Below are 24,855 nucleotides of genomic sequence, written 5' to 3' on the forward strand. Positions count from 1 at the left end.
GGCGTTACATCCGCTACCAGTTCACTGCCCCGGGTTCGGGTGCTTTACCAAGAACGGGCCTATCGCTAGATAGTCCAGAGCGCCTTGAATAAAGGCCCTTACCGCATCCTCGGGAGAGTTAACGATGGGCTCTTCGTGCATATTGAAACTGGTGTTGATCAGGCTTGGAATGCCGCTCAGCTTTTCATACTCACTTAATATGTCGTAGTAACCGGGATTGGCTTCGCGCTTTATGAGCTGCGGCCTGGCTGTGCCATCCACGTGCACTGCCGCAGGGCAGCTTTCTCTCATGAACTCGGTGCAGTCAAAGGTAACGGTCATGAACTCGGCAGCGTGCTCTGCGCCTTTGATGTTGTGATAGCACTTCTCCCGGGCTTCGTAGAGGGTAACCGGGGCAAATGGCATGAATTCGGTACGGCCGAGGCGTTTGTTCAGCCACTGGTTCACTTCTGGCTCGCGGGCGTGATAGAGAATGGAGCGGTTACCAAGGGCTCTGGGGCCGTACTCCATGCGCCCGTCGAAACGTGCGACCACCTCACCGCTGTGAATCAGCGCAGCAACATCGGCTGCAAGATTTTCTGGGCGACGGTATTGAAGGTTTTCAGCTTTCAGTGCCTTTTCTATGTCCGCCTCGGAATAGTCGGGCCCCATGTAGCTGTTGGTAATGGAGGGTTTAACCCCGCCCGGCCAGCTGTGATAAAGCGCAGCACCCGTTCCGCAGCCGCCATCGCCCATATTCGGGTAGACAAAGATGTTGTTAACGCCTTCAATCTCGAAAATACGCTGGTTCAGTTTTACGTTTGCGGTTACACCACCGGAAAGTACGATGGTGTCGATCCCCGTTTTCTCCACCCAGTAGCGGATGTAGTTTGTTGCTACTTTTTCAAGCACATACTGGTAAGCCGCAGCCACGTCGATTTTCGGGAACTTTGAGGCCAAATAACGTGAGAAGAATACGTTGTTGGCTTCGTAGATGCGGAAGTCGCCCGGCGTTTGTTCGATGCGAGAGAGGAGAATTTCCCCTAGGATTTCAGGGTCGCCATAAGAGGCCAAGCCTACGATTTTGCCTTCGTGGCGACTGGGCTTAAACCCTAGGCTAGAGGTCACATGTTCGTATAGCGTGCCGAGGGAGTTCGGGTAAGGCAGCCCGTGCAGGCGGTGGATTTTGCCATCACGCCCTTCGCTCACTGAGCCAGCCAGCCCCGAGCCATAGCCGTCCAGAGTTACACACAGTGCCCTTTCATAACCGCTGCATAGAAAGCTGTTTGCAGCGTGGGATAGGTGATGATCCATGCGTTTGACGGGGCCAGTCCACCCCATATCTTTCAAGCCTTCTGTCAGGTCGCTTTCCCATTGCTTAAAAGATTCTGAAGCGCTCTCACCCCAATGCCGAGAGGATTTTAGAGCCGCGTTGTTCGATGCCAGCTTCTGCACCCCGGCCATGTTGTAGTAGGAGTTGTGCAGAAAACCTTTTTCCATAATGGCATTTGGATGCTCAAGGCCGTGAATCGGCTGATTTCGATCAGGTACCCTGCCCTGTGCCTCCTTAATCTGAGGCCCGAGATCTTTGGGCTCGAAAGCTTTAATAAACGCTTTCTCATCTTCCAGATTTTTTGTAAACAGTTTCTGTTCATTCTCCCACGTAAGAAATGGGTAGCACACCAGATCAATATCGCTCATGGAGAGGCCGGTGTAGGCGAGTGCTTTTTCCAGCGCTAGGCGCGGGAAGCCTGATTGCTGCTTAACTCTGGAAAACCGTTCTTCACCGGCGGCAAAGAGAATGTTGCCATCCTCAACAATGGAAACCGTTGAGTCTTTATCTAGCGGGGATATCCCTAGCACCTTCATGCCTTACTCTCCATATACTTGCGAATGCGGGTGGGCGATGACGCCTGGCCGCCTAATTCATTGAAAAAGAAATCGAAAAACTGACGGAAGCTGTCCAGAAATGCCTTTAGCTGAGCTTCGGTCTGTACGTAACTTGTGTTACCCGGCACAACGCTGGGGCTATGAAAGCTCCAAGTGAAGGTGCGCACGCCCTGATGATAGAGCGCTCGGGTGAGCTTGATGTGCTCCGCTGGTGTAAAACCTTCCGGAGAAAGCATTAGCCTGTCTACCGCCCCTGCACGGGCCAAAATGCCCGGCGCTTTAAACTGTCTTAGCCTCTGTGCTGCCTCATACAACGGCACTGCAACAGGGCGCGCCCAGCCGACAAACCCGCCGGTACAAGGAATCTCCAAAATGGGCTTGTCTGATCCGCCAAACCAAAATGGGTGTGCATCAAATCTTCGGTAATCTGGCCCGCCGTCAGCCCGCGAATCTAAAGGTGGGCAAACCGACAAATCAATATTGAACCCCAGCTCTTGAAGAATGCCGGTGGTGTTCGGGCCAAAGCCATAGCGCCCGGCTTTATAGGCCACTGGCGCCTGACCAAAGTTTTGCTCAATGGTGTCGCGCAATACCCGGAGCTTTTCCCGCTCTAAACCTTCAGGTAGGTTGCCAGGATACATGTTGGAGCGCGAAAGAATTTCTTCTTGGGGAGGGTTCACCCAGGGATGAAGATGCGCTCCGATTTCGCATTGGCCTTTTTCTGAAAATTGCTTCAATAGCCCATAGCCTTGAGGCTTGCTAGCCACCGGATAATCAATTACGTAACATGGGCTGATGCCATATTCATTGAAAATGTTCTGGGCGCGATCAATGTGCTCCATAGCCGAAACTTGGTTTGCCTGGGCATCCGGCTCTGCACTCCAATCAAACTCTTCTTCGGTATCAATCACCACGATAAGCTGTGGCGGCGTCCCCGGAGGGAGCAGTATGTCCTTCTTTTGTTCAAACATGATTCCATTCCTAACGCTATCTACTCAGTGCAAAACCGCGACTCAGCACAAGGCGTAACTCGAATTGGTCTTGATCGTCTCTAGCCAAACGCGAGCGCAGATACGATTGGTTGAATTCAACACCAAAGGTTGTATTTTCGGCCAACTGTCGAGTCCAGCTCGTGGTTAGCCGATGAATCTCATCAACAATAACATCGGCGTCTTCGTTTGCATCGCCTTGCCAGCTGTATCCAAAGCTCAATCTTTGAAGCGCATTCAGCTGAAATCCCAGATTCACCCCTCCGCGGTACTCATGGGTGATGGCTCCAGAAAGCTGCGATTCTAGAATTGCGCCTTCTGCATATACGCCAAGTGTGCATACATCGCACAGCCGTTGGTTGTTGTGGTTAATCAGAAATGAATCGCTAACAACAAGGTCTTGCAGTCGCACGGTATCTGGCAGGAGATCAAATATAGGCGGTAATTCCCGGGAAAGGTCGATAGCACTGTCATACATTCTGCGGTCGTACTTTATAGCCGTGCGCCAGTCCGCGCCCACCCATGAGCGCTCTAGAAAACCGGTTATAGCGTCGTACTCGTCTGTAGCGCCGCCAGTGTATTCGGTATCTGCCTTGCTACCACCAGCCCCAATGCTGAAGCTGCCATGTTCCAACTGCAAGCTGTAGACCAACTGCGCGGAGTCTATGGTTGTTTCGGCTCCCTGTTGCTCCGCCCAACTTCGGTTAGCATTTAAGCTCACCGAGGAGCGCTCACTCAACCTGCGTGACAGCTCACTACCGGCCGTGAATGACTCTTGGTCGCCAAGCTCGTCTTCACCGAAGCTTCGACCAGCCTGACCGAAAAAACGAAGCATTGATAGGTCGCCGGGATAAAACCTCAAACCTGCTCCCCCAGTCACACTGTTTTGTGTGTCGTAACTGGAGGGGTTTGTCACAAAGCCAGTATTGTTGCGCACAGATGTGACGGTGTGGCCCAAATTAAAATCGAACCGACTGCCCGGATCTGCATGGGTGTAGCGAGACGCTCCGGTTAGAGTGCTACTATCTGTCTGGCCGCCATCTACCGTTTCCCGGCGAGTTTCTAACGTGCCACCGTATCTCAGCGCCAGAGCGTTGGCGCCTTTTTCGAGAGTACCACCTATATTTCCGGATACACCGGCCACTGGCTCCGTATTGGTGTCGGTATAAGTGCCTCTGTCGGTACGGGTGTGAGTGACCCCAGTAAACACAGAAGCCGAACCGGAGATTGTTGTAATATCGTCACTCAGGCTCTGAGCGAGCGCTGTATGCGGCCAGGCGATGCAGCAAAAACCAACCAGTATATGGGTAAGAGGATAAGTACTTGCAATCCATGCCCGGCGCTCCATGGGGCTACTCCTGAAAAATCAGGCCGGAGAATTTATCAGATCCAAGTGCATCCACTGAATCCTCAATGACTTCAGCGGTGACTTCTCCAAATGGAACGCCGAAAATAATCTGATCTGCAAAGCGTTCCAAAATCCTCGCTTCGGTATTTTCCTGAAAAGGCGGAGCGTTAAGGACTATGCAACGATCCGGGTAGCGGGCTTTCAGCTCGGTAATCAGTTCCCGCATGCGCACGGCGGAGAACAGTTCAACCGCTGAGGATGCCTGAGTGCCTGCAGGAATAACCGTAAGGCGTTCAACACCACTGGGGTAAAGGATGGACTGAATCTTGAGCGACCGGTCTGCAACAAAGTCTGTAACCCCTGATGTCATAGGGCTTGAAACAAGGCTATTCAGCTCGTTACCGTAAGGGTCGCAGTCGACAAGCAATGCAGAAGTGTGAGAATCCAAAGCAAACGCCGCTGCCAAATTATAGGCTGTTAACAGGCCGCCGTGACCTTTTCCCAAACTACTGAACATCACAATAAAGTTACCTTCGCCCGCACGGTTACGAAGCTGAATCCGCAACTCCCGGTAGGCGTCCATCACTTCTTTATCTGCCATTCCGGAATAGATTATCTTGCGTTCACGTAGCTGTTCCCGGCTCCATGGCTTAGGGTTACCAATGAGTGACAAGGACACCGAGGAGTCATAAACCGTAGGCGGACGCTCGTTGTCATTGGTTTCCACTCGAGTCCAGTTGGGCTTATCGCGATCAGAGCCTGCATAGGGTCGCTCTTTGCGGAAATTGTCTTCCGCTTTCGCTTCTCCACGATCACTTTCAATTTGGCGGCGTTCGCTCTGGCTTTTGAGAAGCGCTTTATAGAGTTTATTGTCGTCCATCAATTGCTCCCTTGCCCAGCGCCCAAACCGGTTAGCTCGCCGATTTTGTTAACCAGTTGTTCCGGCGTAATGCCCATCACACTGAAAAGGAGGACAGCTAGGTACGCCGTCATAAAGACCGCTAGCACCGTCAAAATCAATAGTACGTCTTTGCGCAGCAGGCGGTCTTTCCAAGTGCTGCGGTAATGGGGAATGCTTGTCAGAACAGGAATAGACTCTGGTAACGCGAGCTGCAGTGCGCGGGGTGAGCGAACCCTTTGATCAAACATCACCAGCATAACCAGCAGACCCAGCACCATAGCACTTCCCAAGAAGGGGCCAGCTAGGCCTACTTGGTAGAGCTGAAGGCCATCCCAGCGGGTGGGATAAGATGCAGGCTCTTGAATTTTGTAGCTTACCCCCTCTCCCTGTACATCCAGTGTCATGGATAGCCGTGCTTTTTCCCGACGCTGTAACATGTCTTCGTAAACGCCACGGGTAACATCGTAATCACGGGTAAGCTCTGAGAGCTGGGCCTGATTTTCTGCAACCCTCTGGGAGCGTTCGAAAGATTCCTCAAGCAGACGCTCGAGAGACGCCAGCCGGTTTTTCTGAACGGCTAACCGAGTCGTGCTGTCTGACAGCTGAATTTTAAGGTTTTCATAAACCGGGTTCTCCATCACCTCGGTAATACCGCCGTCTCGATCAGCATCCGATTGTTTGGAAACTCTTTGTTCCAAATCGGCGATCTGATCCTGAACGCTCACCACATCCGGATGACGCTCGTGATAACGCAGCAACAATGAGTCTAGCTCTTGGCGCATGGCTACAAGCCGGCGCTCTGCGGCAGATTTTCCAGGATCTACGGTAATACGGCGCACCGGTTGCTCGTTCTCAAGCTGACGCCTAGTAAGAAAAACTTCGGATTCGGTTTGCTGAATTTCCAACTTTAGGTTTTCAATATCTCGGCGCAATGCCTCGATTCTGGCAAGGACGCTGCCCTCGGTACCGTCTTGGTTAGCGGATTTGAATTCTTTCAACCGCTGTTCCGCTTCTTCAAGTTGGCGCTGGTAGGTTTTGACCTGAGAATCAATAAACTCGAACGCACCTTGGCTCTCGGAACGTTTTTTACGAACGGTGCGTTCAACAAAGCGATTTAGCACGGCGCTAAGAACTTGAAACGACTCATCTGGGCTTCTGCTGGTGTAGCTCAGCTCAAGAAAGTTTCGGTTTGATACTCGAATACCTACCTGCTTGCGTAGGCTGCTGATTTTTCCGTTCCGGACAGCGTCCGTTTCCCCGCCCTCAATTATCCCCGTATCTAGAGCTATCTGCTCCAGAAAGGAACGGCTTTGCATCATTTCCCGAGCTTCGTTGATTCGGTCCAGTTGAGTAACCTCAGCCTGCCCCCGAAGCAATGGCTGAAGAATGTTGGATTGGTCGGCGTACAAAACCGCCTGAGAGGTGTAACTTTTTGGTGTTACATACCCCAGCGCCAAAACTCCCGCTGTCACGGTCATAAATATAATCACCGCAGCCAACCGATGCCGGTACAGCTCAAGTTTTACGGCACGAAGGGTATCGAGAATGAACTGTATGTCCATTAGAGCTCGCCTCGAAACAGTTGCTTACGGGGCACACTGATCACATCGCCGGGCTGCAAAGCATGGTTCGTGCGCATATCACCGTCGGTAAGGATGGCCTCTAAATCTAGCGCGAAACTCTGATATTCACCATTAATCTGGCGATGAAGAACGGCGCGGCTATCAGCTGCAAAATCGGTAACACCACCGGCCATAAGCACAACATCGAGAACTGTCATACCAGGCTGAAACGCGACTGACTGCGGAGAACCAACCTGACCAGTAATCCTAACGCGATTGCGGAATTCTTTACTGAGCGGGTTGGTAACCATAACAGTCACCTCCGGCGTGCGGATGAACTCACCCAAGGTGGCACTGATTTCCTCAGCTAGCTGTTCCGGCTTTTTACCTTCGGCTTTTACATCACCCATGAGAGGCATGGAGATAAAGCCATCAGGCCGAACCACAATGGACTGACCCAACTCTGGGTTGCGCCATACATGAATGGAGACGGTATCCCCTACGCCAATCATATAAGGCTCCGCCTGCAACTCGGATGCTGGCGGCATTTCGGCGGAAGAAGGCAGGCCAGAGCAAGCGGCAATGAACACACTCAATATCGCAATCAATCCAGTCCGAACGTACGTGATAGTTGTCATAAACGCCTTCCAACCCCTTTTTGTTCTATACCTGTGTTTCGGTGCATTTACCGAACGCCTTTGCCTAGGAGGATCACTTCCACGGTTTGAATCATGATCAGAAAATCCATCAAAAGGCTGTGATTTTTGGAGTAATAAAGATCGTACTCCAGCTTCCCTCTGGCGTCTTCAACCGATGCACCATAGGGGTATTTTAATTGTGCCCAACCCATTAGCCCGGGTTTTACATAATGCCGCGTATCGTAAAACGGAATCTTTTCTTTTAGCTCTGTGACAAATTCGGGCCTTTCCGGGCGAGGTCCAACGATGCTCATTTCACCTTTGATGACGTTGTAGATCTGCGGCAATTCATCCAAGCGCGTGTTGCGTATAAAGGCGCCTACTCGGGTAACCCGGTTGTCATTGGCGGAAGCCCAACGGGCTTGGCCGTCTTTCTCTGCATCTTGCCGCATGCTGCGGAATTTGTAGATGCGAAATTCTTTACCCAGCATGCCCACTCGGGTTTGGCTGTACAAAATCGGCCGCCCGGTTTCCAAAAACACAGCAAGCGCTGTGAGAATGATGAACGGCAGCATAACAGCGAGAAGGGTAAGGCTTATGAGCAAATCCAGCGACCGCTTCCCAAAGGCCCGGGTTCTTGAAGCTTTAAAGCCTTCCGAGAACACAATCCAGGAGGGGTGCACCATATCCAGCTTGGCTTTTTTCAGCTCCCGTTCGTAGAAATCAACGCCGTTGGTAATGGCGATTCCCCGCAGCTTGCACTCCATCAATTCTGGCACCGGAAGCCACCCGCCTTCGCTACGACGGCGCTCCTGTTGGGCAACAACAATTTCCGAAACTCTGTTTTTCCGGCAAAATTGATAGAGATCCTCCGGTGTAGGCAACATCTGATCTGCTTTGACAGCCCCTGTCGCATTATCGGAGATGCAACCGATGATCCGCACCCCGAGAGCGCGCATATTACGCTCATACTCATCCAACAAATTTGCGGCAAAACTGCCAGCGCCAAAAATCACTACGCGGCGGACAAGCTGCTCCGAGTCTACTATCCGAAGAAATATCAACCGAAGAACAATCACGACCAGGGAGGCAAACGTAACCGCCCAGAACAAATTGGTACTGCCGGGGTTTGCCGATGGCACGATTAAATAGAGTATTTTCAGCCCGATACCGCCCACAAAACAGTAGGCAACCAAGGTGCGGAAAAACAGCGCCGACGTGCTTTCATAAACCATGGAGAGGTAGCCACCCATGGCGAGTGTTCCGCAGCTCAGAATCAGCGCGAACAGGCTTGCGGAGAAGATATTTGTATCCACAGACGGGTAGCCGACACCGGCGACCCCAAGCAGCAGGGCTAATGAGGAAAAAATCGCATACAAAACAATGAATTCCAGTGCGGCGAGCACCAGATAGGGGATGTGAAGATAGTGTTTTCTGAAACGAATATACGACACGCTGAACTTCCTTGTCGTCTGCACAACAACCTGCGCCAGACAAACATCAAATTCTCCGACAGCCACGCTCAGTGTACGGAGAGCGCCCCCTCACTGCCGGTTCATTTTGTATAATGACCTATTTTGCTATGGCCAGTATCCAATCTCAACTTATTGTATCTTTTGGTAACATAGTTTTACATTGTTTTTCATCGCTACCCGGAATTACCTGAATGGAGAATTGTAATTGCACTGTCAGTAGGTGAAAATCGGGCCATCGGTTTTACTGGGAAGGAGCGCCCATGCCAAGTCAGGACAGACCCCAACCCTTGCATGCCATGAGCATAGACGTAGAAGATTACTTCCACGTTGCGGCTCTTTCCGGCGTAATCCGGCCAGACCAGTGGGACTCCCTGCCCTCCCGTGTGGAGCAGAACACCGAACGCCTGCTCGAGCTGTTTGACAAGCATCATGTGAAAGCGACTTTTTTTGTGCTTGGGTGGGTCGCGGAGAGATTTCCAGCCTTAATCCGCAAGTTAGCCGACCATGGTCACGAAATTGCCTCCCACGGGTACAGCCATCAGCTGATTTACAAGCAGACCCAAAGCGTCTTCCGTGAAGAAACCCTTCGCTCCAAAGCCCTGCTCGAAGACATTACTGGTAACGCTATTGAAGGCTACCGCGCAGCCAGCTATTCCATCACTCGTGATTCACTCTGGGCACTGGACATTCTAAGCGAGGCAGGCTTTACCTGGGACTCGAGTATTTTCCCGATTCGGCACGATAATTACGGCATTCCAGACTCCCCGTCTGCGCCCTACTCCATTGAAACCGCCAGCGGTGCAATTATTCGCGAGTTTCCGTTGACCACAGCTCATATCATGGGGCTTTCAATTCCGGCAGCTGGTGGCGGCTACTTTCGCCAGTTTCCGTACCCGGTATTTCGATACCTGTTCCGAAATGCCTCGGGCTTTGGCACCCGACCGCAAATGTTCTATTTACACCCCTGGGAAATAGACCCGGAACAGCCACGTTACGATAACGCAAGTTGGTTTTCGCGTTTTCGACATTACACTAATCTGGACCAGTGTTACGGTCGCCTCGAACGCCTGCTCGGGGATTTCAGGTTTGGAACCGTCAGTGAAAGCTATAATGCCTATGAGCCAGACAAAACCCTGCTGCGCAGCGATCAATTGATCCGCCTCGCCTGATTTAGGGCAAAGAACTGAACAGGAACTGAATATGTATTTGGAATTTTTCGGTCTCCACAGACACCCTTTCCGCATTACACCGGAAGACGATTTTATTTACATGAGCCAGCAGCATTCCCGGGCGTATGTGTATATGTCGTCGGCGATCTGGAGCTCTGAGGGGTTTGTGGTTATCAGCGGTGAGATCGGCTCGGGCAAGACAACCTTGCTGAAGAAGACCGTTCGTAACCTTGAGGGTAACCTCAAGTTACTGAACATCTCTTACACCAATCTTGAATCCAAAGACTTGTTCGGCCTAATTCTTCGCAAAGCCGGCATGAAGGTTGAAGACGATGGCAAAGTAGCCATGCTATTCCAGATCTCTGATTATCTGGAACAAATGGCGAAGGCTGGCACACCGGTTGTGCTAACCATTGATGAAGCACAGAACCTCACCCGAGAGAACCTGGAAGACATTCGCATGCTGGCCGGTATGGAAAGCATGGGCGGGCCTGCTATGCGGGTAATTCTGCTTGGCCAACCAGAGCTGAAACAGGCAGTGTTGGACATTCCCCAACTCGCGCAACGGGTGAAGCTGTTCTTCCATCTTGAAGGCCTAACGCTAAAAGAAACTGCAGAATATATTGATTACCGGCTGCTGGTTTCCGGTCACGGTGGCAATAAGCTGTTCGATGGCGACACGGTTCGCGAGATTCACAAATTGAGCAAGGGCATTCCAAGGCTGATCAACAAGCTGTGTGACGGCATGATGATGTGCGCCTATTCGGAAGACCGGCCGTTCATCGACCCCCACGATCTAAAATCCATCCGTAAGGATTTATTGGGCGAAGAGCTGCCGGAAAACACACCCCAGCCGACCGACTCAAAAAAGCGGGAGCATTCAGTTGAGCAGTCAGGCGGACATTCCGCTGATTTGGCAGGTGTTTCCAGTGCCCTACTGCGCATGGCCGAAGCGTTGGAGCGCATCGACAACCGATTAGCCACGATCTTTCCTGACGAACAAGTGCCGCTCAAAGAAAGTGTTGGTGTACCTGACAATGTAAAGCCGTTATCACCGAGCCGAAAATAGGTTTGGCTTCAATCGCTTAAATAACAAACTTATCTACGAACTCGTGAACAGCGGCCTTTTCCAGGCTTTTCTGATCCGCACAGGCTTCAAAAATGTGTTCGCACCTTTGGGCCGGAAATCGAGTTGCCAGATTGGACCGGAACTTATCTGCAAGCAAGGGAATGCTCTCTTCCCTACGGCGACGATGGCCAATGGGGTATTCTACTGCGATCCGGTCGGTGCTTGAGCCGTCCTTAAAGAATACCTGAATAGCGTTTGCAATCGAGCGCTTGTCTGCCTCTAGGTATTCACGTGTGTATCGTTCATCTTCAATAACTTCCATCTTTTCTCTGAGCTCATCGATGATGGGGTGGGCTTCGTGGAAGGTATCTTCGTAGTGCTCAGCCACCAAATCACCAAAGATAAGCGGTACAGCTGTCATATATTGTAGGCAGTGATCCCTATCCGCCGCGTTAGCAAGTTTGCCAACTTTGGAGATTATACGAATAGCCGACTCGTGGGTTGCTATCACGATTCGATCAATCTCGCCGAGCCGGTCTTTTACTTGTGAATGGAGTGTTACCGCTGCCTCTGCCGCCGTTTGAGCGTGAAATTCTGCAGGAAAAGAGACCTTGAATAATATGTTTTCCATTACATAGGAACCAAACTCTTGCGGTAAAGAAAACTCCCGCTTGCCTTCCGGCTTCAAAGCTTGATCTTTGTTGGTTTTACTAAACAGAACATCATAGAACCCCCACTGAGGAGCGGTTAGCGCACTGGGAATACCCATCTCGCCCCGCATGGCTATATCTGCAAGACGAACAGCCCGTGAAGTGGCATCACCCGCCGCCCAGGACTTGCGGGAACCGGCGTTAGGCGCGTGGCGGTAGGTTCGTAGAGCCTGACCATCTACCCAAGCATGGGAAAGCGCCGAGAGCAGCTGTTCGCGATTGGCGCCCATAAGTTTGGCGGTAACCGCTGTTGAAGCCACCTTGACCAAAACAACGTGGTCCAGCCCTACCCGGTTGAACGAGTTTTCCAGTGCGAGCACGCCCTGTATTTCGTGGGCCATGATCATGGCTTCGAGCACCTCACGCATGGTGAGCGGCGCCTTACCCTCTGCTACGCGCTTTTGCGACAGGTGATCAGCCACAGCTAGAATGCCACCCAGATTATCTGAAGGGTGCCCCCATTCGGCTGCCAGCCAAGTATCGTTGTAATCCAGCCAACGCACAATGCAGCCAATATCCCAAGCGGCCTTTACTGGATCTAGCCGAAATGACGTACCCGGGACTCGGGCGCCATGGGGAACAACCGTGCCTTCCACTATAGGGCCCAAGTGTTTTGTGCACTCGGGAAAGCGCAACGCCAGCAGGCCGCATCCTAGTGTGTCCATTAAACAGAGACGAGCGGTGTTCCAGGCTTCTTTGCTTTTTACTTTGTAGGTGAGAACGTAATCGGCGATTTTCTGAAGGACTTCGTCGTAATCGGGGCGTTCGTTAAGATCGAATGTGGCTGACATAACGCCATTCTCCTTTATGAATTCCTTGTCCGACTTAGTCTAGCTGCAGTCGGCTGAGAATGCAGTTTGCACTACCCTGCTTGGCTGACTCTTTCGCTCTTATGCAGTGTCGGAAAAATTTACATTTATTCAAGCCCCCACCCCGATCAGCCACCTCAACTCACTAATATTGCTGTTTTTTTTCAACATTGGCTCCATCATTGCGTTATGAAACACAGGCTTAAGGCCTATATAAAGCCCACCTAAAAAAACCGGGCAAAAATATAACGCTAGGAAGGACGAAACAAATGAACAGGAAATCTAGATTCGGTGGACGCATAGCAGGTGCTTCAATGGCGCTTGTTCTTATGGGCGGTGCTGCCAATGTTATGGCCGTGCCAGTAACGTTCTTTGGGGAAGATCCCACAACAGCGGGCACTGCGCTGGGCGCGAATTCTTCACAAGCACGGAGCGATTTTCTTTCTAACCTTACCGGTGTGGGAAGCGAAGACTTCGAATCATTCTCGCTCGGCGAGACAGCTCCTCTTAACCTGAGCTTCCCTGGCAGTAGCGGAGCTTTGGGCGCAACTTTGAATGGCACCGGCGAGATTGCTAGTAGCGGCCCGGGGCGGTTCCCAACATCTGGCGATTATTTTTGGGAAGTCAGCACAGGTTCTTTCACTATCGACTTTACAAGCCCTGTGAGTGCTTTTGGCTTCAACGGTATTGATATTGGGGATTTCGTTACCAGTCAAATGGTGCTGAATCTAACTAACGCTACAGGCGTAACCTCTTCAATAACAGTGCCCCACTCCCTGAACATCGGAAATAGTGACAACGCAACTCTGTTCTTCGGGTTTTACGATCTGGGGGAGACCTACACGAGCATTTCATTTAACAATGCCGGTGGCGGTGATTATTTCGCCTTTGACGACATGGTAATCGGTGACGCTGGGCAGATCACTCCAGATCCAACACCGGTTCCAGAGCCCTCAACCCTTGCGCTGTTGGCGATGGGACTGCTCGGCTTCGGAGCAAAGCGTCGATTCTCTTCAAAGCGCGCATAAAAGCCGCTATATAAGGCATTAGCGCCCTGAAAAATAAAAGCCACTTAGTCGAAAGACCAAGTGGCTTTTTTGTTAGAAGCTATCCTCGGGCACCCTTACCCAGCCTTCCATCAGTATTCGAGCACTTCGGCTCATGATGGCCTTGGTGGCTGTCCACTGACCGTTCACTTCTTTTGCTTCTGCACCTACTTGTAGTGTGCCGGAAGGGTGGCCAAAGGTGACCGACGTGCGGTCTCCACCACCGGCTGCCAGATTCACCAGCGTTCCCGGAATAGCTGCGGCGGTTGCGATAGCAACGGCTGCCGTGCCCATCATGGCGTGATGTAACTTGCCCATGGAGAGCGCGCGTACCAGCACATCGATATCACCTGCAGCAATTTGCTTACCGCTGGATGCGGCGTAGCTCGCCGGCGGTGCCACAAAAGCCACTTTTGGGGTGTGCTGCCGGGCGGCGGCTTCTTCGATAGTCTGAATCAGCCCCATTTTCACGGCGCCGTGAGCGCGGATGGTTTCAAACATCGCCAGAGCTTTAGGATCGCTGTTGATATCATCCTGTAACTCGGTGCCTTTGTAGCCCACCGCTTCTGCATTAATGAATACAGTGGGTATGCCAGCATTGATCATGGTGGCCTGCAAGGTTCCAACACCGGGGACTTCCAGCTCATCTCTCAGATTGCCGGTGGGGAACATAGAGCCTTCGCCGTCTGCCGGGTCCATGAACTCCACTTGAACTTCTGCAGCGGGGAATGTGACGCCATCCAGTTCAAAATCGCCGGTTTCTTGTACCTCACCGTTGGTGATGGGCACGTTCGCGATGATGGTTTTGCGGATATTGGCCTGCCAAATGCGCACAACTGCGGTTCCGTTCTCCGGGATGCGGTCTTGCGGTACGTAGCCACTGTTGATGGCAAAAGCGCCCACCGCAGCGGTGAGGTTGCCGCAGTTGCCGCTCCAGTCCACAAAGGGCTTGTCGATGCTCACCTGTCCGAACAGGTAATCCACATCGTGGTCCGGCTGGGTGCTTTTGCTCAGAATGACGGTTTTGCTGGTGCTGGAAGTGGCACCGCCCATACCGTCGGTTTGCTTCTGGTAGGGGTCTGGACTACCGATAACTCGCAGCAAGAGGTTGTCCCGAGCCGGGCCCGGGGTTTGGGCCTTTTCCGGGAGATCGCTCAGGCGAAAAAAGACACCTTTGCTGGTACCGCCACGCATGTAGCTGGCGGGGATTTTGATTTGGGGTTTGTGGGGCATGGGGGGTTCCTTTTTGAGTTTATTGGGAGTCGGGAGTCGGGCCTCGCCCCCTCTCCCCAACCCCTCTCCCGCCGGGGGCGAGGGGCTTTACTGCACTGCTCTCGGGCTTGGGGGTACAACTTCCAATACATGCAGGCCATCGCTATGTGCGTCCCCTCCCCCCTTGCGGGGGAGGGCTAGGGAGAGGGGGTAAGGAAGTAGGGCTTCAGCCCTCCCTCAAACAGCCCCTTCAGACTGCAAAAAGTCCTCAGCAAACCGCTGCAACACACCACCCGCAGAGTAAATCGACAACTCCTCCGCGGTATCCAGCCTGCAAATAACAGGCACCTTCTCGGAGCCACCATCTTTGCGGTTGATAACCAGCGTCAGCTTGGCACCTGGCGCAGGCTTGCCTTCCACATCAAAGGTTTCAGTACCGTCAATCTCCAGAGTCTTGCGAGTAGTGCCTTCTTCGAACTGCAAAGGCATAACACCCATACCCACGAGGTTGGTGCGGTGGATGCGCTCAAAGCCTTCGGCAACAATCGCCTCAACGCCTGCCAACGCCACACCTTTGGCCGCCCAGTCACGGGATGAACCTTGCCCGTAGTCAGCACCAGCAATGATAATCAGCGGCTGCTTGCGTTCCATGTAGGTTTCAATGGCTTCCCACATGCGGGTGACCTTGCCTTCCGGCTCGATGCGCGCCAGAGAGCCTTGCTTCACTTTGCCGTTTTCGTCCAAAACCATTTCGTTGAACAGCTTGGGGTTGGCGAAGGTGGCACGCTGGGCCGTTAGGTGATCACCACGGTGGGTTGCGTAGGAGTTGAAGTCGACTTCAGGCACACCCATTTTGTGCAGGTATTCACCCGCAGCGCTGTCCATGAGAATTGCGTTGGATGGCGAGAGGTGATCTGTGGTGATGTTGTCGGGCAACACCGCCAGCGGGCGCATGCCTTTCAGGGCCTTCTCACCCACCATGCCACCTTCCCAGTATGGCGGACGGCGAATGTAGGTGCTCATTTCGCGCCAATCGTACAGTGGGCTAATGTTGGCATGAGATTCCTGAGTTACGTCGAACATCGGGATGTAGGTGCTGCGGAACTGCTCAGGCTTCACCGATTCCTTCACGATGGCGTCGATTTCTGCATCGTCTGGCCAGATGTCTTTCAAGGTTACGGGGTTACCGTCCTTGTCGTGGCCTAGAGTGTCTTTTTCAATATCGAAGCGGATAGTTCCGGCGATGGCATAGGCCACAACCAGTGGTGGGGATGCCAGAAACGCCTGTTTGGCGTAGGGATGAATCCTGCCATCGAAATTACGGTTTCCGGAGAGTACGGCTGTTGAATATAAATCCCGTTCAACCACTTCTTTCTGGATGACCGGATCAAGTGCACCACTCATACCGTTACAGGTGGTGCAGGCAAAGCCGACCACACCAAAACCGAGATTTTCCAGCTCTGGCAGCAACCCGGCTTCGTTGAGGTACATTTCAACGGTTTTAGAACCCGGTGCCAGAGAGGATTTCACCCATGGCTTGCGAGTGAGACCAAGCTTGTTGGCGTTACGAGCTATGAGGCCTGCAGCCACCATGTTGCGGGGGTTACTGGTGTTGGTGCAGCTGGTGATAGCAGCAATAATAACAGCGCCGTCCGGCATTTTTCCTTCTTCCAGCTCCCACTTACTGGCAATGCCGCGTTCAGCAAGCTCGGAAGTTGGTAGGTGCGCATGGGGGTTTGAAGGGCCCGCCAGTGTGCGAACCACGGTAGACAGATCAAACTTCAGCACACGCTCGTATTCAGCCGTTTTCAGGGCCTCTGCCCAGAGGCCGGTGTGCTTGGCGTACTTCTCTACCAAAGCCACCTGCTCGTCTTCACGGCCGGTGAGTTTGAGGTAGTCGATGGTCTGGCCATCGATGTAGAACATCGCAGCCGTAGCCCCGTATTCCGGTGTCATGTTGGAGATGGTGGCACGATCACCGATGGTGAGGCTGTCTGCACCTTCGCCGTAGAATTCCAGATAGGCGCCGACTACCCGTTCCTTACGCAGGAATTCGGTCAAAGCTAGAACCATGTCGGTGCTGGTAATGCCCGGCTGCAGTTTCCCGGTAAGCTCGACACCCACGATATCCGGGAGCCGCATCATGGAGGCTCGGCCCAGCATGACGCTTTCCGCTTCCAGGCCACCAACGCCTACGGAGATAACGCCCAGAGCATCCACCATCGGCGTGTGGCTGTCTGTGCCTACGCAGGTATCAGGAAAGGCTACCTTCTTGCCTTCGCCATCGGCACGGGCCTGCACCACCGGAGACATTTTCTCCAGATTAATCTGGTGCATGATGCCGTTGCCTGGGGGAATCACATCCACATTCTTGAACGCTTTCTTAGTCCAGTTGATGAAGTGGAAGCGGTCGTCGTTACGGCGATCCTCGATTTCGCGGTTCTTCTCGAACGCGTCCTTATCAAAGCCAGCGTGCTCAACAGCCAGAGAGTGATCCACGATCAACTGGGTTGGAACCACCGGGTTCACTTTGGCCGGGTCTCCACCCTTTTCGGCAATGGCGTCACGCAGGCCAGCGAGGTCCACGAGAGCGGTCTGGCCCAGAATGTCGTGGCAGACTACGCGGGCTGGATACCAAGGAAAATCGAGATCCCGCTTGCGTTCTATGAGCTGGTTGAGGGAATCGGTAAGTGCATCTGGGTCGCAGCGACGAACCAATTGTTCTGCCAGAATTCTGGAGGTGTATGGCAGTTTGTCGTAGGCGCCAGCCTGAATATCTTCAACGGCTTGGCGGGTATCGAAATAGTCCAGATCGGTGCCTGGTAGGGGTTTGCGGTAATTGGTGTTCATGGGTAATACTCTGAATCTGTTGTATTTCCCCCCTCTCCCCCGGCCCCTCTCCCGCGAGGGGAGAGGGGAGTTGAATACTACTCCCCCTGCAGGAGATGGGAGTAAAGTCAGTATCCCCTCGCCCCTTGCGGGAGAGGGTTAGGGAGAGGGGTGCTTTAATCTTTATCCCCTCGCGGGTTAAGGAGGGGAATGCTTTCATCTTAATCCCCTCTCCCCTCGCGGGAGAGGGCTAGGGAGAGGGGGGGGAATCTTTATGCCCGCTTTTCAATCGGCACCCACTCAGCATGCTCCGGCCCGGTGTAATCCGCACTTGGGCGAATGATCCGGTTATTTTCACGCTGCTCTTTTACGTGTGCTGTCCAACCGGATACGCGGGACATCACAAAAATAGGCGTGAACAACTCGGTTGGAATGCCCATGAAGTGGTAGGTTGAGGCATGGAAGAAGTCGGCGTTACAAAACAGCTTCTTTTCGCGCCACATGACTTCTTCACAGCGCACGGATACGGGGTACAGAACCGTATCTCCCACTTCGTTGGCCAGCTTCTCCGACCACTTTTTGATGATCACGTTGCGGGGATCGGATTCGCTGTAGATGGCGTGACCGAAGCCCATGATTTTTTCCTTGCGGGCCAGCATGCCCATTAGGCCTTCTTCAGCTTCCTCTGGTGTCTGGAATCTCTGAATCAGTTCCATCGCTGCTTCGTTAGCGCCTCCGTGCAGCGGGCCACGCAGGGTACCGATTGCGCCGGTTACACAGCTGTGTATGTCAGACAAGGTAGACGCGCATACACGAGCAGTGAAGGTAGAAGCGTTAAATTCGTGCTCGGCGTATAGAATCAGGGATACGTTCATCACCCGCTCGTGCAGCTCACTCGGTTTTTTGCCATGGAGCAGTTCGAGGAAGTGACCACCAATGGAGTCCACATCACTGTCGGTTTCGATACGGACGCCTTCATGGGCGAAGCGGTACCAGTAGGTGATGATCGAAGGAAACAGGGCCAGCATACGGTCGATTTTGTCGTCCTGTTCGCTGAAATCCTTCTCGGTTTCCAGATTACCCAGCATGGAGCAACCGGTACGCATAACGTCCATCGGGTGGGCGTCTTTGGGGATGTTTTCTAAAACAGTCTTCAGGGCGGCAGGCAATCCACGCAGGCTCTGAAGTTTCTTCTTGTAGGCATCCAACTCCTGCTGATTTGGCAGCTTGCCGCGCAACAAGAGGTAGGCTACTTCTTCAAATTGGGCGTTATCTGCCAAATCGCTAACATCGTACCCGCGATACGTTAGGCCGGTTCCGGTTTTACCTACGGTACACAGGGCCGTTTCGCCAGCTACCTGACCACGCAGGCCCGCACCGCCGAGTTTCTTTGCTTCTGCCATGGGTTACTCTCCCTCTATTTTATAATTGACCGAGCTCTTGGGTTATTAAGCCTTAGATTGCTGAAACAGCTGATCCAGCTTCTGCTCAAAATCGTGGTAGTTAAGGTAATCGTAGAGTTCCATACGGGTCTGCATCAGATCCACTACGTCTTTTTGATCGCCCTTCTCCAGAATATTCTGGTACACGGTTACGGCCGCTTTGTTCATGGCGCGGAACGCACTTAGCGGGTACAGCACCATGGCCGCTCCGGCTTCTCCCAGTTCTTTGCGATTATATAGCGGCGTAGCACCGAATTCGGTGATGTTAGCCAGTATAGGCACATCGCCAAGCGCTTTGGAAAATGCCTCGTAGTGCTCTAGCTCAGTTACCGCTTCGGCAAAAATACCGTCAGCACCGGCTTCAATACAGGCTTTGGCACGGTCAATAGCAGCTTCCAGACCTTCTTTTTGAAAGGCATCTGTGCGGGCCATGATAAAAAAGTCTTTATCTACCCGTGCGTCCGCAGCCGCTTTAATTCGGTCGACCATTTCTTCTTTAGATACAATTTCCTTATTCGGGCGGTGCCCGCAGCGCTTCTGCGCTACTTGGTCTTCGATGTGAACAGCCGCCGCGCCTGCACGTTCCATTTCACGAATTGTGCGGGCAATGTTGAATGCCCCACCCCAACCTGTATCAATGTCGACAAGCAGCGGCAAATCGGTTGCTGCGGTAATACGGCGAACGTCTTCCACCACATCATTCATGCTGGTCATGCCAAGATCTGGTAGGCCGTATGACGCATTTGCCACGCCTCCACCGGAAAGATAAATCGCGTGGTGCCCGACTTTCTCCGCCATCATGGCGGCATAAGCATTGATAGTGCCTACAATCTGTAGAGGCTTGTTGTCTTTAAGGGCTTGGCGAAAGCGTGCGCCCGGGGAGAGTTTGTTCGACATGCTTATTCCTCTCTTATCAGATAGTTAAAACGCCTTCCTGAATCTTTTTCTCGATGTTTTTTCGAGCGGCGTTGATGTGTCTTTTCATTAGAAACTCTGCAAGCTCACCATCGCGCTGGGCAATGGCTTCAACAATACGGCGGTGTTCACCCAGAGCGCGGTGCGGGCGACCTGCGGAAGTACTTAACCGATAGCGATACATACGCACCATGTAATAGAGATCGCCCAAAAGCATTTGCGCCAGCTTGATATTCCGACTACCCGTGGCGATACGGTGATGAAAATCGTAATCCCCTTCAGCCTGATAATAGGCCTGCCCTTGAGCTTCGTCGATCATGGTCTCGTGAGCATCAAGCGTGGCTTGTAGATCTGCAATTTCCTGATCGGTCATGCGTTCTGCCGCTTGTCGTGCGGCAAGGCCTTCCATTACCTCTCGAATGCGGTACAGCTCTACCAGTTCCGAGGCGCTGAGGGAGACAACTTTTACACCGGCGTGGGGCCTGCGGACCAGCAGTCCTCGAGACTCGAGCCGACCAAGGGCTTCCCGGAGTGGGCCTCGGGTTAGTTCAAAGCGGGAACAGAGATCCAGTTCGCCGATTTTGTCACCGGGCGCAAGATCGCCTTTTACGATTGCCGTTTGCAGACAATCAAAGGCTTCGTCGGCTCTTGTATAGGTTTGAGAAGTGCTATCAGTCATACTTTGTCGACAATATAGGCTAGATAATATTGAAATTTACGCTCAAAGCCTAATATTGTCAACAATCCTAAAGTACCGCTGTAAACAATACAGGCTGATACGGAGGTCTGGATTCTCTTCTATTAATACAGCTTCCGCTCAGGCGGCGGCGGCGGTGTGTATTGGTAAACCCAGGTTTCAGTGAGAGGCTCGTTGCCCAGACGCAAATACATGCGAATGTTGATAGGCTCTTCCGAATCCCCCGGAACCAAATCAAACATCGCTCGGTAACCATCGATTGCAGACAATGGCCGCGCCGAGGTTATTTCTACCTCCCCCCGGCTGACCGTGATAACCGGTTCCACCTCGGCGTCATTACCAAGCATCGTTAGCATACCCCCAGCAAAATCTACGGCGAAACGCCAGGAGAAGTACTCTCGTTTCTGACCAATCACGCCACCCAACCCTGTACGGGTTGCCTCTACCGTCGCTAGCTCCCTTGGGTTTACCGGTGCATGCTCACCCCAATGTAATCGGTAGGCGAACAAATATTCCTGATTTGGCTTTAGAGGCTCATCCGGATGCCAAAACGCCACAATGTTGTCGAAGGTTTCATCAACCGTGGGGATTTCCACCAGATCGATACTACCCTTGCCCCACTGGCCTTTTGGCTGCACCCAAACACTGGGACGACGTTCATAGAATACGCCATCGTCTTGATAGTGATTGAAGTTGCGATCGCGTTGTAGCAGGCCAAAGCCCTGAGGGTTGTTATCACTAAAGCTGTTAAAGCGCAGGTGGGCCGGGTTCTCAAGGGGGCGCCACAACCACTCACCACTTCCTGAAAGCATGGCCAACCCATCGGAATCGTGAATCTCCGGGCGCCAGTCGTAACCCATGCGCCGGTTGTTTTCACCGACCTGATACATGCTGGTTAGAGGAGCTATGCCTGCTCTTTTCATTTCGGAACGAGGGTAAAGAGCGACATCGACATCCATTACCATGTTCTTTCCGGGGTCGAGAACAAACGCATAAGCCCCCGTTGTGCTGGGCGAATCGAGCAGGCCCCATACTCGCATTACATGGCTACCGGGTTGTGGCTTTTCCAGCCAGTAAGCACTGAACCGGGGAAACTCCTCCTCGCCATTAATGGCTGTATCAATGGCAAGCCCACGGGCAGACATGCCGTATTGCATTTCGGCTCCCACTGCACGGAAGTAACTGGCGCCGAGAAAGGCCGCAAGATCGCGGGAAAAATCGGTTTTATAGTGCAAGCGAAACCCCGCGTAGCCTAGGTTACCCGGTAGGTCGCCCAGTGGCTGCTCGCCTTGGTAATCAAAAAACTCGGGGTTATACCGCAACACAGTGGCCTGACCATCAACCACTTCATGGAGGGTGACCGGAGATTGAAAGTACAAACCCAGATGAAACAACTGCGCCTGAAAAGCGGAATTGCTCTCCGCCCACAGCGCATGGTCTTTGCGGAACCGAATGGCCTGATAATCGTCCCAGGACAGTTCCTTAAGACTTTTAGGTAGCTCGCCTTCATGAGAGATGTATGGGCGCCCAGCAAGTTCGCGAGCGTAACCTTTTAACCAGGCATAACTAAAGGGCTTGTCATTGCCGTCTGACTGCGACTGTTCCGCCCACACCAAAGGTGCCAGTGGCAGCGCACTGGCACCAAGCCCAGCGATTAAGGTTTTCATTAGCGTTCTGCGGTCCATCACTTCCCTCCCCCTTCTAAAGCGCTCCGCCAGCTGCTGTAACGACAGCTGGCAGCTTTAAGATGTAAAGCTAAGTTTTTTGGGTTTGCGCACTAAGCCGAGCTATGGAGCGCCCCCAAAAGCTATCAGGCGAGGCCCGCCAAGCGCCTTCGTGTAGCGTTTGCAGAGATTCCCGGTCTCTGGCGACTTGGCTCATTTCGGAGCGTGAAAGCGCCTCCGGCCCTTGTTCAAGACAACGTGCCACGCAGGACTCCAGCTCAGCCTTACGGGAACCTCTGCGATGGTTCCATGCCAGCGCTTGATGCAGGCGGTTGTAGTCAAGCTTCAGTATTGCTTGCTCAAGAGGTGTAAGGGTTGAATTTGAAAGCCCTCTGGAGCGGTACCAGACTGCGTCTTCAAGCAGCGCCATGGGCGTGTTTTCCTCCGGTATAAGAAGGATGCGACGTTTTCTCAAAGCCTGGCCAAGCGAGTTTCGGCTTAGGTACACGGCGGTAGGTGCGGCCAGAATCAAGGGTAAGGCAACAGGTAAGGACCAGAGGAAAAACATGGCATCCAAGCTCCAAGCAAAAGCGGACCAACCGGCACCCAGAACCATGCCCGGCATCTGGGTGATCAACGCTTCTTTCCAGCTTGTTTCCTCTGTGCGGTTCTGTCCGGCCCACTGCAGAGATACATTTAATAATGCTGACACCACGTAACGGCTATGGGCCCACATACGCACTGGCGCTAGAAGCACGGAGATGACAATTTCCAGCATCACGCTGAAAAACAACCGGAACAGACCACCAAAGTCTTTGGTGAACCGATGAATGATAGCGTCGATAATGGCCAGAAATTTGGGAAAGAACAGCAGCGCCAAGGTACTGAGGGCCAACCCAAGCGCCCACTCCGGCCGCCACTCTGGCCACAAAGGAAACAGCCCTTGATGGCCATCGGGAAAATATTCGATGGGCGATAAGGTCATGTTGGCTGCAGCAATGGTGGTAAGTATCAAAAAGCCGAGCCACAAAGGTGATGCTACATAAGCCATGATGCCATTGAGAAACGCCATTCGGTGGGCAAAGCGCAAGCCCGGCTCCCGCAGCATGACCCACAAATGCTGCAGGTTGCCTTTGGCCCAACGGCTATCCCGTGAGAGCTCATCTGCCAGAGTAGGCGGCGACTCTTCGTAACTGCCACCCAAGCCCGGCTCCAACCAAACTTCATAACCTGCCCGTCCCATATAGGCAGCTTCAACAAAATCATGGCTCATAATGGGACCACCAAAAATGCCGAACCCTGGCAGCTTGCGCAGACCGCAATACTTCATGAATGGCTCGATACGAAGAATGGCGTTATGCCCCCAGAATGCGGCGTCGCCCATTTGAATAGCTGCAAGGCCAGTGGCAAATAGTGTTGAGTAAAAGCGGTTAGCGAACTGCTGAATTCGGGCAAACAGAGACTGGCCGTTGATGATATTGGGGTTGGTTTGCAAAATACCGACACTGGGCTCTCTCTGCATTAGCTGCACCATGCGAACGATGGTGCTTCCGGTCATCAGGCTGTCTGCGTCTAGCACTACCATATACTTGCAACGCTTACCCCAGCGACGAAGAAAATCTGCAACATTGCCACTTTTATAATTGAGGTTCACTGGCCGCCGGCGATAGAAGATTCGGCCTTCACCGCCCAGATCTTTCGTCAGCTTGTTCCATGCCACCTGCTCTTCAAGCCACACGTCAGGATCACGGCTATCTGAAAGTATGTAGAACTCAAAGTGCTCAATCTCGCCGGTGCGCTCAATATCACGGTATACGGCCTTCAGCCCACTAATCGTCCAGTGCACCGGCTCGTGATAAATGGGCAGCAGAACAGCCGTTTTTTCCAGCGGCGTGTGCTGCAACTCCGATTCTGAGTGTCGTTTTAGTATGGAGTGCCGATCGCCCCCCATAAGCCTGACCACAAACCCGAACACGGCTGTCCAAAACCCCACTGCGATCCACGCATAGAGAATGGCGAACAATACCAGCATTCCTATTTCCAATGCCGTACCGCCGTGGTAAGGCAGCACCCAAAGCAGGTAGTAGCTGGCAATGCCGGTTTGGCCGAATACGAACAGCATCAAGACAGCCCGCCGAAGATTCGCAACCAAGCGCCACCGGTGCTTCACAGAAATGTGCGCTTCGGTTTTATCCACGGCGATGGTACCCGATGCTGCCTCTGCACAGAGAAGGAGCAGGTGTGGGGATGTGTGCTTGAGGTAGAGTGAAGTACTCCGGCAGCCTGTTCATGGCGTTATCTAACAGACGGTGGCCAGCCAAGTTGCGAGAGTCCGGGGGCTTGCCGGTCGTCAAATTTTGATCAGCGCTCCTGCCAACCTCGGCGACTGCATCATCAATCAATTGAAGCAACTGCCTGCAGCGTTCACTGGTCATTTCAACTCCAGCCTCGCAAAGGTAGCTATACACTCGGCTAAATACATGCTGGAAGGAAATATCTTGCACATTACTC

General features: G+C 52.8%; 19 protein-coding genes. 3 read left to right on the forward strand and 16 right to left on the reverse strand.

The window, feature by feature from the left end:
• Window positions 1-21: 21 nt before the first annotated feature.
• The 7 genes from FE845_RS00595 to FE845_RS00625 are packed head-to-tail and all read right to left on the reverse strand — an operon-like array spanning window position 22 to window position 8,761.
• Complete coding sequence (locus FE845_RS00595; RefSeq protein WP_200360794.1) at window positions 22-1,848, reverse strand: carbamoyltransferase; 1,827 nt, start codon at window positions 1,846-1,848, stop codon at window positions 22-24.
• The gene (locus FE845_RS00600) at window positions 1,845-2,840 is read right to left on the reverse strand and encodes a polysaccharide deacetylase family protein (protein ID WP_200360801.1); all 996 of its coding nucleotides are present in this window, start codon (window positions 2,838-2,840) and stop codon (window positions 1,845-1,847) included. The genes FE845_RS00595 and FE845_RS00600 overlap by 4 nt, the downstream gene beginning before the upstream one ends.
• Before the next feature lie 16 nt (window positions 2,841-2,856).
• Window positions 2,857-4,206, reverse strand: coding sequence for a hypothetical protein (locus FE845_RS00605; protein WP_200360803.1), 1,350 nt, complete (start codon window positions 4,204-4,206; stop codon window positions 2,857-2,859).
• Window positions 4,207-4,210: 4 nt separating this feature from the next.
• Window positions 4,211-5,086, reverse strand: coding sequence for a polysaccharide biosynthesis protein (locus FE845_RS00610; protein ID WP_200360805.1), 876 nt, complete (start codon window positions 5,084-5,086; stop codon window positions 4,211-4,213).
• The gene (locus FE845_RS00615) at window positions 5,086-6,669 is read right to left on the reverse strand and encodes an XrtA system polysaccharide chain length determinant (RefSeq protein WP_200360807.1); all 1,584 of its coding nucleotides are present in this window, start codon (window positions 6,667-6,669) and stop codon (window positions 5,086-5,088) included. Before FE845_RS00615 ends, FE845_RS00610 begins: the two co-directional genes overlap by 1 nt.
• On the reverse strand, window positions 6,669-7,307 hold the full coding sequence (locus FE845_RS00620; RefSeq protein WP_200360809.1) for an XrtA/PEP-CTERM system exopolysaccharide export protein: 639 nt from the start codon (window positions 7,305-7,307) through the stop codon (window positions 6,669-6,671). Before FE845_RS00620 ends, FE845_RS00615 begins: the two co-directional genes overlap by 1 nt.
• Window positions 7,308-7,354: 47 nt before the next feature.
• Window positions 7,355-8,761: a TIGR03013 family XrtA/PEP-CTERM system glycosyltransferase gene (locus tag FE845_RS00625; RefSeq protein WP_200360811.1), complete on the reverse strand. Its 1,407-nt coding sequence runs from the start codon at window positions 8,759-8,761 to the stop codon at window positions 7,355-7,357.
• Between the two features lie 281 nt (window positions 8,762-9,042).
• Between FE845_RS00625 and FE845_RS00630 the strand changes: the two genes are divergently transcribed.
• Both FE845_RS00630 and FE845_RS00635 read left to right on the forward strand, forming a co-directional pair.
• Window positions 9,043-9,951, forward strand: a complete 909-nt coding sequence (locus FE845_RS00630; protein ID WP_227713978.1) for an XrtA system polysaccharide deacetylase — start codon at window positions 9,043-9,045, stop codon at window positions 9,949-9,951.
• A 31-nt stretch (window positions 9,952-9,982) separates the two neighbouring features.
• The gene (locus FE845_RS00635) at window positions 9,983-11,020 is read left to right on the forward strand and encodes an ExeA family protein (protein ID WP_200360813.1); all 1,038 of its coding nucleotides are present in this window, start codon (window positions 9,983-9,985) and stop codon (window positions 11,018-11,020) included.
• A gap of 16 nt (window positions 11,021-11,036) precedes the next feature.
• Here the strand turns inward: FE845_RS00635 and prpD are convergent, their stop codons facing one another.
• On the reverse strand, window positions 11,037-12,521 hold the full coding sequence (prpD, locus tag FE845_RS00640) for a 2-methylcitrate dehydratase (RefSeq protein WP_200360821.1): 1,485 nt from the start codon (window positions 12,519-12,521) through the stop codon (window positions 11,037-11,039).
• Between the two features lie 287 nt (window positions 12,522-12,808).
• Between prpD and FE845_RS00645 the strand changes: the two genes are divergently transcribed.
• Window positions 12,809-13,567 carry a PEP-CTERM sorting domain-containing protein gene (locus FE845_RS00645; protein ID WP_200360831.1) on the forward strand — a complete coding sequence of 253 codons (759 nt, stop codon included), beginning with the start codon at window positions 12,809-12,811 and terminating at the stop codon, window positions 13,565-13,567.
• A gap of 72 nt (window positions 13,568-13,639) precedes the next feature.
• On the opposite strand, the gene prpF is transcribed toward FE845_RS00645, so the two are convergent.
• The 8 genes from prpF to FE845_RS00685 form a co-directional block, all read right to left on the reverse strand.
• Window positions 13,640-14,818: a 2-methylaconitate cis-trans isomerase PrpF gene (gene prpF / locus FE845_RS00650; protein ID WP_200360845.1), complete on the reverse strand. Its 1,179-nt coding sequence runs from the start codon at window positions 14,816-14,818 to the stop codon at window positions 13,640-13,642.
• Between the two features lie 216 nt (window positions 14,819-15,034).
• The gene (acnD, locus tag FE845_RS00655) at window positions 15,035-17,647 is read right to left on the reverse strand and encodes a Fe/S-dependent 2-methylisocitrate dehydratase AcnD (protein WP_200360853.1); all 2,613 of its coding nucleotides are present in this window, start codon (window positions 17,645-17,647) and stop codon (window positions 15,035-15,037) included.
• Between the two features lie 251 nt (window positions 17,648-17,898).
• Window positions 17,899-19,029, reverse strand: coding sequence for a 2-methylcitrate synthase (prpC, locus tag FE845_RS00660; protein WP_200360855.1), 1,131 nt, complete (start codon window positions 19,027-19,029; stop codon window positions 17,899-17,901).
• 45 nt (window positions 19,030-19,074) lie between these two features.
• Window positions 19,075-19,965, reverse strand: coding sequence for a methylisocitrate lyase (prpB, locus tag FE845_RS00665; RefSeq protein ID WP_200360857.1), 891 nt, complete (start codon window positions 19,963-19,965; stop codon window positions 19,075-19,077).
• A gap of 16 nt (window positions 19,966-19,981) precedes the next feature.
• Window positions 19,982-20,662 (reverse strand): GntR family transcriptional regulator, encoded by a 681-nt coding sequence (locus FE845_RS00670; RefSeq protein ID WP_200360859.1) that lies wholly within the window; start codon window positions 20,660-20,662, stop codon window positions 19,982-19,984.
• Window positions 20,663-20,784: 122 nt separating this feature from the next.
• Window positions 20,785-22,365: a glucan biosynthesis protein gene (locus FE845_RS00675; protein ID WP_200360861.1), complete on the reverse strand. Its 1,581-nt coding sequence runs from the start codon at window positions 22,363-22,365 to the stop codon at window positions 20,785-20,787.
• Window positions 22,366-22,435: 70 nt separating this feature from the next.
• A complete protein-coding gene (gene mdoH, locus FE845_RS00680; RefSeq protein WP_320159655.1) occupies window positions 22,436-24,541 on the reverse strand; it encodes a glucans biosynthesis glucosyltransferase MdoH in 2,106 nt (701 codons plus the stop codon).
• Window positions 24,534-24,848: a hypothetical protein gene (locus FE845_RS00685; RefSeq protein WP_200360863.1), complete on the reverse strand. Its 315-nt coding sequence runs from the start codon at window positions 24,846-24,848 to the stop codon at window positions 24,534-24,536. The genes mdoH and FE845_RS00685 overlap by 8 nt, the downstream gene beginning before the upstream one ends.
• Window positions 24,849-24,855 lie beyond the last annotated feature (7 nt).

It is taken from the genome of Marinobacter sp. 1-4A, assembly GCF_016597725.1.
In the GTDB taxonomy this organism is placed as follows: Bacteria; Pseudomonadota; Gammaproteobacteria; order Pseudomonadales; family Oleiphilaceae; genus Marinobacter.